Source organism: Dictyobacter aurantiacus, from assembly GCF_003967515.1.
Classification (GTDB): Bacteria; Chloroflexota; Ktedonobacteria; order Ktedonobacterales; family Ktedonobacteraceae; genus Dictyobacter; species Dictyobacter aurantiacus.
Map to the genome: position 1 here is coordinate 2,666,118 of NZ_BIFQ01000001.1, position 13,973 is coordinate 2,680,090.

9 protein-coding genes are annotated in these 13,973 nt (G+C 52.5%); 4 read left to right on the top strand and 5 right to left on the bottom strand.

Annotated features, from left to right (window positions below):
* Window positions 1-27: 27 nt before the first annotated feature.
* Together murJ and KTT_RS10770 are read right to left on the bottom strand one after the other, a co-directional pair.
* Complete coding sequence (gene murJ, locus KTT_RS10765) at window positions 28-2,295, bottom strand: murein biosynthesis integral membrane protein MurJ (protein WP_126595975.1); 2,268 nt, start codon at window positions 2,293-2,295, stop codon at window positions 28-30.
* Window positions 2,296-2,486: 191 nt separating this feature from the next.
* Window positions 2,487-2,975: a hypothetical protein gene (locus KTT_RS10770; protein ID WP_126595976.1), complete on the bottom strand. Its 489-nt coding sequence runs from the start codon at window positions 2,973-2,975 to the stop codon at window positions 2,487-2,489.
* Between the two features lie 295 nt (window positions 2,976-3,270).
* On the opposite strand from KTT_RS10770, the gene KTT_RS10775 reads away from it, so the two are divergent.
* Window positions 3,271-3,870 (top strand): hypothetical protein, encoded by a 600-nt coding sequence (locus tag KTT_RS10775; protein ID WP_160145792.1) that lies wholly within the window; start codon window positions 3,271-3,273, stop codon window positions 3,868-3,870.
* Here the strand turns inward: KTT_RS10775 and KTT_RS10780 are convergent.
* Window positions 3,827-4,381, bottom strand: a complete 555-nt coding sequence (locus KTT_RS10780; RefSeq protein ID WP_160145793.1) for a PadR family transcriptional regulator — start codon at window positions 4,379-4,381, stop codon at window positions 3,827-3,829. The two genes, KTT_RS10775 and KTT_RS10780, sit on opposite strands and share 44 nt — an antisense overlap.
* Before the next feature lie 256 nt (window positions 4,382-4,637).
* On the opposite strand from KTT_RS10780, the gene KTT_RS36705 reads away from it, so the two are divergent.
* Complete coding sequence (locus KTT_RS36705) at window positions 4,638-6,068, top strand: helix-turn-helix transcriptional regulator (RefSeq protein WP_218030868.1); 1,431 nt, start codon at window positions 4,638-4,640, stop codon at window positions 6,066-6,068.
* A gap of 70 nt (window positions 6,069-6,138) precedes the next feature.
* Here the strand turns inward: KTT_RS36705 and KTT_RS10790 are convergent, their stop codons facing one another.
* Window positions 6,139-7,416 (bottom strand): glucosaminidase domain-containing protein, encoded by a 1,278-nt coding sequence (locus KTT_RS10790; RefSeq protein WP_126595979.1) that lies wholly within the window; start codon window positions 7,414-7,416, stop codon window positions 6,139-6,141.
* An 877-nt stretch (window positions 7,417-8,293) separates the two neighbouring features.
* Here KTT_RS10790 and KTT_RS10795 point away from each other — a divergent pair.
* Both KTT_RS10795 and gyrB read left to right on the top strand, forming a co-directional pair.
* The gene (locus KTT_RS10795; protein WP_126595980.1) at window positions 8,294-8,884 is read left to right on the top strand and encodes a zinc ribbon domain-containing protein; all 591 of its coding nucleotides are present in this window, start codon (window positions 8,294-8,296) and stop codon (window positions 8,882-8,884) included.
* Between the two features lie 752 nt (window positions 8,885-9,636).
* Window positions 9,637-11,631, top strand: a complete 1,995-nt coding sequence (gene gyrB, locus KTT_RS10800) for a DNA topoisomerase (ATP-hydrolyzing) subunit B (protein ID WP_126595981.1) — start codon at window positions 9,637-9,639, stop codon at window positions 11,629-11,631.
* Window positions 11,632-11,697: 66 nt separating this feature from the next.
* Here the strand turns inward: gyrB and KTT_RS10805 are convergent, their stop codons facing one another.
* Window positions 11,698-13,917, bottom strand: coding sequence for a hypothetical protein (locus KTT_RS10805; protein ID WP_126595982.1), 2,220 nt, complete (start codon window positions 13,915-13,917; stop codon window positions 11,698-11,700).
* Window positions 13,918-13,973: the final 56 nt, after the last annotated feature.

Consider the following 13,973-nt stretch of genomic DNA (forward strand, 5'->3'; position numbering starts at 1 on the left):
TCCATCAATTTGTGTATTGTGTATATTTCAAAGAATCCACGATAATTTAAAGCGATCCAACAAACGCCGGATCGGTCCCATCTCCTCGATGCCGAAGAAGCGCGCCAGGCGCAGGTATACGATGGTGCCAATAAAAAGCTCGATTCCCAGTTTGATGATCGCTATCCCTATTTCTGTGACACCGGTGAACATAAAGCGATTGACATCGGTCGTGTTTAAGGCTGCGTCCAGCAGGGCCCGGCTGACAAAGACTGCTATACTCATGCCAGCGGTGGCGGCCAGTACACGCAGCGCAAAGATGCCCAGCGAGCGTTCGGTCAGTCCCTGCACCCGGTAGTGCAGCAGTAGGAAGAGGGCGATAGCCTCCAGCACGCTGGCTATGGTGGTGGAGAGGGCCAGTGAGCTCATCCCCCAGAAGACCCCGCCGATGACTGTGAAGGGCGTGATCAGGATCAGGCTTAAGGCGATCTTGAGGATGAACTGTCCTATGCTGATGATCACCGGCGTCTTGCTGTCCCTCATGGCGTAGAATGAGCGGGTCAGGATCTCGATGGTGGCGAATGCCGGTAGACCCAGCGCGAACATGTTCAGGGCCAGCACAGTGGCATTGGCCTTCTCCAGTGTGAAGTGGCCGTCCTTATCTATAATGTAGCTACCGTGGGCGAGCAGCGCCTGCACGATCGGTAGCCCTAGCAGTATTAATCCAAGGCAGGAGGGAATGGAGAGGAAGAGGATGCCGCGCAGCGTCTCCAGGATCAGGCTGCGTACCTTGTCCATCTTACCATGCGTGACGTACTCCGCCAGCGTCGGAAAGGTGGCGGTGGCCAGGGCCATCCCGAAGACCCCCAGCGGCAATTGCATCAACTGCATCGCCTGGATAGATTCTGTTTTGAGGCCATTGATGATATCGCTATCCACGTGAACTAGCCCCAGCCGTCCGATCAGAAAACTATCTACAAAGACCGATGAAGAGAGCATGGCCGCGTTAAAGATACGCGGCAGCATCTGGCGCCCGATCTGAATGACGGCCGGATTGCGCCAGTCCAGCGATGGCTTGAAGTGCATGCCGACCCTGGGCAGGCCCGGTAACTGTATGCCCACCTGGATCATGGCACCCAGAATAATGCCTACGCTGGCAGAATAAACGGCGAACTGGGGATTGCCATGGCCGGTGATCTTGAGAATGAGGCCGGGTGTGAGCCCGATGATCGATCCCGCGTTATAGAGTACGGTCCCGATCGCCGGTAGGAAGAAGTTCTGGCGCGCGTTCAGGACGGCGTTGGTAATCGAGCCTGCCCCCAGGATAATCGATTGCAGGAGCATAATGCGTACCAGGGTGACGATGATCGGGATGGTCGCGGCTCGGTCTGGGGTGGTTGGTGGATTATATAGTGGGACGATTTTGTCGGCGAAGATGGCGGCCAGGATGGCCAGGACGACCATGACCAGAGTGGCCAGTGTCAGCGAGGCGTTGGCGATATGCCAGGCCGACTTTTCGTCTTTGTCTTTGCTCATGTAGCGGGTGAATACCGGAATAAATGCCGAGCTTAGCGCGCCACCCGCTACGATGTTGAAGATGGTGTCTGGTATCGTGAAGGCCTGGTAGAAGGCGTCCGAAAAGATTGTCGCACCCAGCACGTAGGCCGTGATACTGGTTTTGACCAGTCCCAGGACACGGCTGGCGATGAATGATCCACTTAAGATGAAGGTCGCCTGACCAACCTTTATCTTCTTTAATACCGCGCTGTCTTGCTTGATCTCCTCTTCGTCCGCCGCGATCTCGGCTACCGCTTCCAATTCCTGAATGTCGTGTGCCAGTGCGTCGACGGTCGCTACGCTTTGCGGACCTCGCAAGGAGTAGAGCGGCTTCGATTCGCTCGAGCGTGGCTTTCTAAATGTGCTGGTGATGTCCTGTTTGCTGTGCAGCTGTTGGCGTGTGCGCTGATACAATCGTTGCTGTAGACTGGCCATGCGTAACTGTGATACCGGTTGCGATGGTTGCGGTGCATCAAAGTATTGGTATTCCATGCCCTGACCATATCCGAGTGAGGTGCCCATATCTTCAATGGCTTCCTGATAATTGGGGGGCATGGTCGTCTGGGTCCAGGGGGGTTGCGTATGGCTAATCGGTGATGTTTCTGGTGGCGTCGGCAATGCAGGCGTGTCTTCGTAAAGTGAACGGGTAGTCTTTTGAACTGCTGGTAACTGCTGAGAATCTTGCAATTTACCGGTAGGCTTGCCCTGACCGGTTGATTGGTGGGGAGGTAACGAAGGCGGTTGTCGTTCGTTTTCCATTTATTCTTCTGCTTCTACGTCTTTAGCAACACATGGAAAGCCCTGACCGAACTGACATGAAGCTCTCGTAGCATCACTATTCTATCTTGGAGAATGCTTTATGGCGAAGCATAACACATCATTGTGCTTTCTGCTATCATACTCTACCGTAATAGCCCTATTTGGCCCGAGCCAGGACGGCCTTTACTCATTTATTGGAAGATGGAGCGTATGGAGCGCCATGCGCTGGGCGTACCATTTTTGACCGCGGGACACCAGCCGGGCTCGCCGAAGAGCAGATTCGGATTCCACGCTGGATTCTTGCTATAGAAGCAGTAGCGAATCTGCCAATGTTGACCTACCTTCTTTTTCTCGTAACAGGCTGTCTCGACCCCAAGGTGGAACGCCAGTAACTGGGCATAATAGGCCTGGAGATTATACTCAATCGTATCTGTGTCAAGCTCATGTTCTGTAAACGACATTTGGAGGTCAAAACTATAGGGATAATCTTTAACCTCGGAATCTCGATCCTCTTCTGCGGTTTTATGAATAAGTACCAGCATGCCCAGCATGTCAAATTGGCAGTAGGGCTCTTCGGCAGAATAATCCAGCGTGAATGGGGGTAGCGATAAGAGGTCGCGTATCTCCGTAGCAAGTTGTTGTAATGATTTGTCAGTCTTGATACAGATTTGAGATGACATAGGACCCCTCCTTGTGGGTACGGGAGGTTTGTGTAAATATCTGATCTTCATCTTACCCCTGATGAGTAGAGGTGTCAAGCCATATGATTGCTATAAAGAGGCATGTTTAAAAGTTTTACTATATTTCCTCTCTACTTGCATTCACGTTTTTTGCTTGATATACTGTTCGTATTATATCTGATTAGGAGTGAATACGTCCTCCATGGCTACTACGCGCCGAGTTTCTCGGTCCCGCTCTCTTTCACCGACTCCGCCTCCGCTTCAGTCGGAACCTGTCATTCATGGCGATCTGCCTGTGCTGAAACATTGGTTGATGCACTACTGGAATAAATTGGGCCTCGCCCAGGCTGAATTGCCGGCGCTGGCCCTGACACAGGATCGACGAGAATATATGCGTTGGACCGGCAAGCGGCTTAATACGATGGCACTGGGCTGCTATTGCTATCTCCCCGCAGCCTCATCGCGCGCGCTGGCGGCCGCACGGCAGCATCGCCACCTGATCTTCATCGAGCCTGCGATGCATCCACAATCGATAGAGGTGACGGTTGCCCATGAGCTGATCCACCTGTCTGACCGTGTTCAGGGGACGCCGCGCCGCCATCGTCACCATGGCTACGATTCGATCGCAGCCGATGAGGCCGCGATTACTGGTTATGCCGTTGAAGACCTGCGTGCCCTGCTGCACGAGGAAAGCGTTACGCGGGAGCGTGCTCGCCGCGAACTCCGTCCCATTCGCTATATCTACCAGTGTCCCGGCTGTGGTAAACAGTATCCCCGCACCCGCCGCTATTCACAGGCTGTTTCATGTAGTAGCTGTGACAAGGTCTACAATCCTCGCTATTGTCTGTATCTCACGTCAATACCCGGTGTTGTATCCCCTTCTGAAGCTCACTGAGCCACTCCAGCAGGGCCTGCGTCTGATAGATGCGGCTGCTTAGCACAACCTGGTCAAGGAACGCGGCATCATCGGGCTGTAGCGTAGTGGTTTGCTGCCTGGTTTTCAGGTGCTGCAAGAAGCTCTGACAGGCCTTGATCTGCTGCTCTACTAGCGTCCCCAGTTGCGCGGGCTGCACCCGTTGCACAAAGTAGAGCTTGATCAAGAACAGGATGCGTATATCACGTGGCTTTTCAACCGGCTGCCTGATCCACTGTCGAAATACTTCGTGTCCCTCTGCCGTTAGCTGGAAAATCTTGCGCGGCGGACGCGTACCCTGCGACTCAACTTCAGCTTCAATATAATGCAGCCGTTCTAGCTTCTTCAAAAAAGCATACATCTGGCTCATTTCGAGGTGGATAATCTGCCCCAGCGTCCCCCCTTCAATAAGCTGAAACATCTCATAGCCATGCATCGAACGCGTAGTAAGCAGCCCCAATATCACATATTCAGCCGGTTCACTGATTTGCATCTTCACATCCCTCTGATTAAGCGCCTGAATTCCCATCATTATAATGCACTCTCTCCTCCGAAACAATCTCCCCGACCGACGATGACGCCCCCATACGTTCGGACCTCGCGTCCGATTACTCTTCGACGCACGGCAATGTCCCTCGAATCCGAACGCCGCGCCCGATTGGAAATATATTTCTCTCTGGTACAGTTTATACCTATGTATGGGATGGTTTGTTATACAATGGATGGGTGGCTATAAAGAGAGGTTTCACATGAGTACATATCCTCATGATCAATTAATACATACATTGAGCGCGCTTCTGATCGAGCTGCATACCCTGCAGCTACTGGTGAGATCCAACGAGGCCGGAGATGATCCTGCTCCTGACCTGCAAGCTATACGCGCGGGCATAGATGAATTGGAGGCGCTGACGCATGAAGCTCTGACCATCGTGCGCTCTTCGTTTGAGGATGAGCCAGCGCCTGAACTGGATGGCGTGGAGTTGACCGAGGCCCTCTCGCGTGCCGTTGAAGAGACGGCGGAGCGGCTGCACCTGGCGAGCCGCATCTCATTTTCTGGCGTTGATGAGCAGAATCGTCCTCTGGGACAGACTCTTCCCCCTGAGGCTGCTCGCCTGCTTTACCGGGTTGTGCGTGAGGCACTCTACCAGGTACCCCGGCATAGTGATGCCCGGCGTCTGCGCTTTACCTTTAGCTACCGTCAGGACGATGTGCAGGTGAGTGTGGAGGACGATGGTATCCCTGGCAATCACGATATTGCTGGCGATGCGCAGCTGGATCGCGCGTCCCCTCTGCTTGATATGTCCCGATCCGCGTCACAAATCCTCTGGGCTCCCGTCTGGCAGGAACTGCGTTCTCGTGTAGAACAGTGGGGTGGCACCCTTCAACTGGAGCAGATGGAGGAGCGGGGGGTACGCGTGCGCGTTAGCCTTTCCTATCTCTCTACGTCTCCAATGCTCCCAGAAGCCTCTCAGGGGTCCAATGAACCTTCTGCAAAGATTTTTGAGCAACTCCTGGTTAGCGAGAACACCGCGACGGCTGAGCGCGTTACAGTGTTGATTGTAGATGGTCTGGCGGTGACGAGGGCGGGACTTCATCGTTTGCTGGAGTCCTACCCAGGTCTATCGGTGGTAGGTGAGGCGGTAGATGGCGTTCAAGCTGTGAGCGAGACCCTGGAACTGGGCCCCCAGGTCGTTTTGATGGATACGCAACTGCCCAATGGACAGAGTCTGGAGGCTCTGCGCCAGATCAAGCAACTCAATCTCGATACCCGCGTCCTGCTGCTGGCAACGCAGGATCGTGAGGAGTACCTGTATGAAACTCTGCGTGCCGGGGCGGATGGCTTTGTGCTAAAAGATATCGCACCCGATGAGCTGGTTCAGGCGGTACGAACCGTGGCCCGTGGTGAGATGCTGGTGCAGTCGCAGCTGGCCGGTCGCTTGCTCTCTCGTTTTGGACGCCAGGGACGTGGTGGCGCGCCCTACGAGACCTTGACCGCCCGCGAACTGGAGGTCCTGCGCCTGCTGGCCCGTGGGCTGCGTAACAAAGAGATCGCCGCCCGCCTCTTCGTCAGTGAGCGTACCGTCAATTTCCACCTCGCCAACATCTACCAGAAACTGGGTGTATCCGGCCGCACCGAAGCCCTCAGCAAAGCCCTTGAGCAGGGATTGGTGACTACATAAAAAGAGTACGAAAAAGCTCTGGTTGGCAGGTTTTATAAAACCTGCCAACCAGAGCTTTTTCGTACTCTTTTTATGAAACAAAGATTACACCTGAACGCCAGGTATCAATGGCACGCTTCAGAGAATTAATATAAGCTTGCTCATCGTTATTATCGGCGGTTGGCGCGTACATCGGAATGATCTTATCTACCGTGTCGCGTCCACTTTGGACGACATAGAGATTGTGAATCAGTGAGTACCAGGTTTTGAAGCCGTCTTCCCAACTGGCCATCTGGGCGTAGCCACCCCGGTCCTGATCAACACAGGCATGATCAGGAATGCAGCGTAGATTGCCCAGCGATAAGGTCGCACGTGCCTCTCCCATTGTGCCAAAAGAGCTTTCATGCATGAAAAAGGCGAGCGCAAAAGCTGGATCGATATCATATTGTACACCGAGATCATAAAGGGCCTGTCCTTTACCGGCGGCCGGAGAATGATACGCCGCCAACACCTTATTAATAAATGCAGCCGTAATAGTGGGTTTACCGATCACGGCATAGGGGCCGGTAGAATGTTTGATGATCGTCGGCTTAATCGGGGCCGGCGTCGCCTTTTGCCAGTCCTGGGCCTGAGAGCCACCTACCTGGATGTTATACGTTTGTCCCCCTCCAAACAGGTTTACTGTATTGACGCGCTGAAACATACCCGCTGAAACTAACACGAACAGGGAGACGATGGCAAAGATAAAGCAGATCAGCCAGGGATGCAGCCAGGACTTATGCTTTTCCAGGTGTTTGACCGGAGGCCTGGGATCTCGGGTGAGAGCACCATCAATGTCTACCGTACGATTAATTTTGGTCGCCGGGAGTATTCTGGTGTTATGAGTTGTGGTTAGACCTTCCAGCACACGCGTGGTATTCGGACTCTGCGGCTCGGCCGGCAGTATCTGTGTAATATTAGGAGTCCTGACAGCCGGAAGGCTCTTCGTACTGGTTATACTGGCCGTATTGCGCGCCATAGTGCTAGTGGTTCTGGTGGTATTGTCGGTAGTTCTAGTATTAGCGCCACCAGTAATTCTGGTGGTATTGCCGCCTGTAGTTCTGGTATTGGCGCCACCGGTAATTCTGGTGGTATTGCCGCCTGTTGTTCTAACGCTATCAATCCTGGCTGTTTTCCGCGTCGGACGCTCGGTCTGTATTGGAGGTCGTGCAGGTATGCTTTCGCGACTGAAGGTTAATGCCTCGGTCTGTGACATACCATCATCAGCGTTTTCCGCCGATAAATCCCTGGTTGCGCGTGCCGGGATGGTTGAACGAACTTCGGTAGTCGTCTGAACCCTGGGCTTTTTGGCGTAGCTCCCACTCGCCATGAACATGACCTCCTTCAATAGGTACGAAATTTTGTTCTAGGACCTTTGTTCTAATTATAACACACCCGCACAATTCCCCCGCCTGGCAGCTTTTGTGCACCTTGACACATAGAAATACAGCTAGTTACAAACTATAATATCACCCTAAAAGCAGCTAAAGAATAAGAAATTAGTCCTGTTTACAAGAACTAGATTAGAATTTGCCTTACCATATAAAACGAAAACCCTGTAAACGCTATAGAAAAAAGACATTACTTTTTTAATAACGGACAAAACTTCATAATAGTTGTAGTTACGTCCGAATAGGTTTATTTGTGGATGCGGGTCGTCGAGCAACCCGCATCCACAAATAAACCTATTCGGACGTAACGTCAGCACCCTGTGTTTATTTTTATGAATGACCGATAAGAAAGGATAATGATAGCCTTTCTACGATGTATCTAAGTAGATAACCTGTCTCTTTTTCCCTGATTCGTGTGTATTATGTATAGTAGAGTAGAGGCAGGTGTCACAACTTCGGTGGGTCTAGGCGTTATTAGTTATTGTGATACCTGTCATCGCTGTAGTGTTTGTGTGCATACATGCTAGCGGCGTTGCAACATTTGTCGCCAAACGGGGATACACCGTTGGGATATAGGTCCTGTCGTATGTGCAGAAAACATGACGAATCTCCCTGTAGGGTTGCGGACAGAGGCAAATCATGGCACACTTGCTGATAAATATTTCAGCAATTCGTATCGCATAGTCCTAGGTTGTCATCATGGGACATTGTAGAACGTTGTAAATTGCAGTGTATGGAATCTAAAAACGAAGCGAGCACATCAGCCTGTGCTTAAAAAGTTTATGAATTTTCTATTCTGAAAGGGGCGTTTGTCCTGTGAACTTTTCATTGGTGCTACTGGCGACTAGCCCTAAGGCATCGTCGTCGCCGGATATAATGGGAACCATCCAGGGTCTGCTCGGGCCTATGATTGGCTGTCTGGTCATGTTTCTGGTGATCTTTTCCCTCAGTTTGATTATCTGGACTTTCCGCGATATTCGTGCGCGTACGCAAGATTTCGTGTCCCAGATTCTGGCTACTGTGCTTGTTGCCCTCTTTAACGTGGGTGGCTTATTTATCTACCTGATCTTGCGTCCTCGTCAGACCCTGGCGGAAATCTATGAGCGCCAGTTAGAAGAAGAGTCTCTGCTCGCGGAGATGACAGAGCGTCAGACGTGTACGAACTGTCATGCGCGCGTTGAATCCGATTTTCAGGTCTGCCCTTCTTGTGGTCAGAAGTTGAAACGTTCTTGCCCCAAATGCGAGCGTTTGCTTGAGTTGCGCTGGACGTATTGTCCTTATTGCGCCAACAATGTTGGTAGCGCGCCAATGCCCGGAAGTATGTCCGGCATTGCGATGCAGGGTGTTCCTCCCAGCTCCTCTTTACAGGGCAATCCCGGTATGCCGGTTAGTGGTAACCGCTATTGATGCGAAGCTGAAAATGCCGCTTCAACGTGGCCGGGGCTCTCTTCCTCTTTCCCTTGCGATGATGAATAGAGAAGAGAGCCTGCCAGTTGAAGATCTTTTCTTCCTCTCTCTTTCCGCTTTTCTCCCCTGTATTTAGAACTTCTATATAGTCCGCCTTTTCATATGCTTTTTGATAGTCTGAAATGGCTTGCGCCGCCTTCTTATCTGAGCTTGTACGTTCATCCTATCTGCTTTGTTTGTGAGGTGAAATGTGATATAATGAGGGGACGAAATGTGGCATTATTCGTTACCGCATTTTGACCAATCTGTCAAAATGATTTTCATATTCATATTAAGTAGGCAAGTCTCCGCAAAGAAAAAGCTTCTTAGCACGTCTGTATATGCTATTAGTGTGTGCAGTATTTACCGTGTAACCCCATTTGGAGCCAGTTTTGCGTGAGACAAATTGTATCCCTGTGAGAGGAAACTTGTCCAGAGCGATGCGATCTTTTGCCCATGCATTCAGTGTTACCGGTGCTTTTTTCCGCATGCTGAATCGCTGCAAGATCGATTGGGCTCTAGCCATAATGGTCCCCGTGATGAGACGGTTATATCTAGCGCAATTGCTTGTCCTTGATGTATGCCATTCAATCGTATGAGCTCTGCCGCGCGTGCGCGGCGTTCGCGATTGTTTTTGATAGTGTGTGCCCCACGCCTCTTTGGCAGGGTTTCTTATTGGAGTGTTTTTGATGGCGAAGACGAGAGAATCGATAATGTCAGAGCAGCTCCCTGATGATTATAATGGTGCTCTACTCACTGAACAACAAAATACGAGTGGGAATGGTGAGGGGAAAGTGAACGACAATGGTAATAGTTATAGCGGACAGAATATTCAGATTCTCGAAGGCTTAGAGGCCGTCCGGGTACGTCCTGGTATGTACATCGGCGCTACGGATCAGCGTGGACTGCATCATCTTATTACCGAGGTTGTCGACAATAGCGTTGACGAGGTGATGGCCGGCTATGCCGATACGGTGAAGGTGACGATACACGCCGATGAATCTGTCACCATCGAAGACAATGGACGTGGTATCCCTGTTGATGAGCACCACCAGCGTCCCGGTATGTCAACCCTTGAGGTTGTGATGACTGTGCTGCATGCCGGTGGTAAGTTTGGCGGTGGCGGCTACCAGATCAGTAGTGGTCTGCACGGTGTGGGCGTTTCGGTGGTAAACGCGCTCTCCGAGTGGTGCCAGGTTGATGTCAAACATGATGGACATGTCTATCGCCAGCGCTATGAGAAGGGGGTTCCGATTACCCCTCTGGAGGTAGTGGGGACGACCGAGGGGACAGGTACGATTACGACGTTCCTGCCTGATCTTTCGGTGATGGAGACTCGTGATTATAGCTTTGATATCCTGGCTCAGCGTTTCCGCGAGATGGCGTACCTGAACCGTGGATTGACTATCGCCTTGATTGATGAGCGAACCGATCGGGAGGCGACGTTCTACTTTGAAGGTGGCTTGACCTCTTTTGTGCGCTACCTGAATAAGAATCGTAATACCCTGCAGTCTCGACCTGTGAGCATCCGCCGTGAGATCGACAATATTAAGGTTGAGGTTGCTCTCCAGTATAATGATAGCTGGTCCCCGACGGAATATTCGTTCGCCAATGGTATCAATACTGTTGATGGCGGTATGCATATCACCGGTTTCCGTAGCGCTCTGACGCGTACCCTCAATGATTACGCCCGCAAGGCTAATCTGCTTAAAGAGAAAGATGGCAATCTGACCGGCGATGATGTGCGCCAGGGTCTGACGGCTGTCGTCAGCGTGAAGATTCCTAATCCCCAGTTTGAGGCCCAGACGAAGTCGAAGCTGAACAATGCTGAGGTTCGTCCTGTGGTTGAGATGGTGACCGCTGAGGTTCTGAATCAGTACCTGGAGACGACGCCCGGCGAGGCCAAGACCATTATTGATAAGTGTTTGATGTCCGCCAGGGCCCGCGAGGCGGCTCGTGCGGCCCGTGACCTGATCCAGCGTAAGAATGCGCTGGATAATACGTTGCCGGGCAAACTGGCTGACTGTAGTGAGAGGCGCGCCGATCGCTGTGAGCTGTACCTGGTTGAGGGTGATTCCGCGGGTGGCTCGGCCAAGCAGGGTCGCGATCGCCACTTCCAGGCGATTCTGCCTCTGCGCGGTAAGATCCTGAACGTGGAGCGCGTTGGTCTGGATACGGTGCTCAAGAGTGATGAGATCAAGAACATCATTACCGCCATCGGCGTGGGTATTGATGAGCATTTCAATATGGCTCGTCTGCGTTATGGTCGCATCGTCATTATGTGTGACGCTGACGTTGACGGCGCCCACATTCGTACCCTGTTGCTGACTTTCTTCTATCGCCATATGCAGCAGTTGATTACCGATGGCCACCTCTTCATCGCGCAGCCTCCCCTCTTCCACGTGAAGATGGGTAAAAACGTGCGCTACGTCTATACCCCTGAGGAGCGCGATCAGTTGATCCAGGAGTATAGCGCCGCCCACAACGGTAGAGAGCCCGAGGTCGGACGCTTTAAAGGTCTTGGTGAGATGAACCCGGAGACGCTCTGGGATACCACGATGGACCCCGATAAGCGTACCATCCTGAGGGTGAACATCGATGAAGCCGTTGAGGCCGATAAGGTCTTTAGCATGCTGATGGGTAGCGAAGTTATGCCCCGCAAGCGCTTCATCGAGAGCCACGCCAAGAGCGCCAACCTCGACGTCTAGCTATTCCAGACCCCCAATAAAGCGAGAGGTGTCCAGGTTTCACGTGAAACCTGGACACCTCTCGCTTTATTGGGGCCGTTTCTTTTTCCTGGCTTTGTGTTTTTTGCGTGGCATTTCATAGAGGTATTGCTGGTATCCGTCCTCATTGTTATCTGGCTCATGCCATTGTCGAGATGGTTGGATCGTTCGTTCCTGTTTGCGCTCTAGCTTGTGGGGACAGATCTTGCTGATGTTGACGCCCAGGGTCTGCAATAGCTCTTCAATGGGATGGCTGTTGCTTTCTTCTGCGGTGATGGTGCGACCGTAGGCGGAGCCGTATTCTTTACGTTCGCTGCTGACATGACCACGTAAGCGGGTGATTTCGTCTTCAGGCAGAAATTCCTGGGCGGTGCGGAAGGGGAGATGGAAGATGTACCTGGCGCTGGCGCTTTCATATCCAAAGCTGATCAGGCTAAGCCCTTCGGGATCTAGCTTGCGCAGTTCATTTTTGTCGAGGTCGTCCCAGGTGCTGATGTAGCGATAGCGGGTGACGGCTATATCCAGTATCTCTCCAGGGAAGACAAGAAGCTCCTCTAATCGTTGATGCGCGATGGGCTGGTGTGTCTGTCGGGCCTGCTCGATCAGGTCGTGCAGGTAGCTATGGATGACCGCCTCTGCCTGCTCCTGTTTCAAAGCGATAGTCTGCTCTTTATCCTGTACGAGAAAGGGCTGGCCGGTGATGCGCTGAAAGAGCCGCATGGCCGCGTTGCTATATTCGTTGCCCCTCTGTCCACGTTTCTTATCCTCCAGGGTTTCCAGCAGGAAGTCCGCCGCGACCGCGGCTGCGCTTTCAACGGCAAAGTTTTTTGGGAAGGCGGCACCGCCATCGACGTAGCCCACTGGTTGTACCGTGCCGTTGTAATATGCCTGCTTGAGGAATCTGGCTTTGACGCTGTAAAGCCCTTGCCGGTCGTCATAGTAGAGACGGTCCGCGGCCTTCGCCCAGTGGTTGAGGTGGCTGATCTGTAGCAGGGTGCCCTCGATCTGCTCTGGCAGGCAGAGCCACTCCAGCCGGCCGGGCAAGATGTCGGCGCAGTCGGATGTCTGAGGCGGATACGCGGGATTGTTCGCTGTCTCCCAACCTGTGATGAGCCGTTCAGGTTCATCGCTACCACGCGCCTCGCATCCCGCGGTTAGAATACTATGGATCTGGCGGGCCAGCTGGTAGATCTCTTCTCGGAAACGTATGTTGTCTCCGGTTGAGCGTAGAAAGAGGCCCGTGTTGAAATTACATGGGATGCGTTCGGTGGTGATGGTGGGAAATTCATGCAGCCGGTCGATGATGGCGTCGTGCAGCAAGTAGCCCATGGTGTTGAAGGCGATGTACGCATATTCTTCATGGGGGGTAATGGTGAGCAGGGAATAATCTCCCATGTCGATTTTGGCGCTGACCCCCTGACAGGAGTGACGAATGGCGGTTCCTGGCAGGTTCTTGAAGAGCTCGACGGCGGGCCGGATGCTGGCGTCACTGTCGTGAATAGGGGGCATATTTTTGGCGGGCTGGTCAAGAGCATTGATGCGCTGGTATTCAGGATTGGCCAGCACCTCTTCGAAGTGCAGGTCAAGCCAGCGGAAGAGCTCGAGCGCGCTGCGCATATAGCTGCCATCGTTGCTGAGCAGGGCTTTTTCTCCTACCACCGATAAGAGGTTGCGGGTGAAGAGGGCGTTGCGCTTCGCCCAGCGTGCCTCGCGCGCGATCGCCTCCTGGCGTACCGCTTCATCCAGGGCGAAATCGTGGCAGAAGCGGCGTATGTTGTCGTACGTTGCCTCTTCGAAGAAGAAATCTCGCAAAAAATGCCATTCTCCATAGATATGGCAGTCTTGCTCTATGGCGTTGAGATCAAAACTGTCCCGATCTAGTGTCAGTATCTCTTCCTGCACAAACCTGGCTTCCAATGTCTGGAGCATGCTGTGGATCTTTTCACGTAACTGGCGGATGCGTTGTTTGACGTTGCCTGGTATCTTTTGGGTGCTGTATGGCTGCAACAGCCGGGCGATCTCTTGCTCGATGCTCTGCTGCTCTGCATGCTTGATTTCGTCCAGGTAAGGGAGTAGTAGGGATTTATGTGGCTCTTTGAGGGCTTTTAAGAGCAATCTGGCGTCTAGCTGGGCCAGTGAGAGCGTCTCCAATGCGAGCTTTTCGCTGTACCAGAGGGTTAGCTGGTTGTCTCCTACTTCGGCTCCGGTGTCGATCTCGGCACAGAATTTATAGTTTCCATAAGCAAGTTTATACATTTCTACACGCATAATAATACCCTTCCACCTTTCACTGCTTCGTTCATATTGTTGGAATAGAATTTATG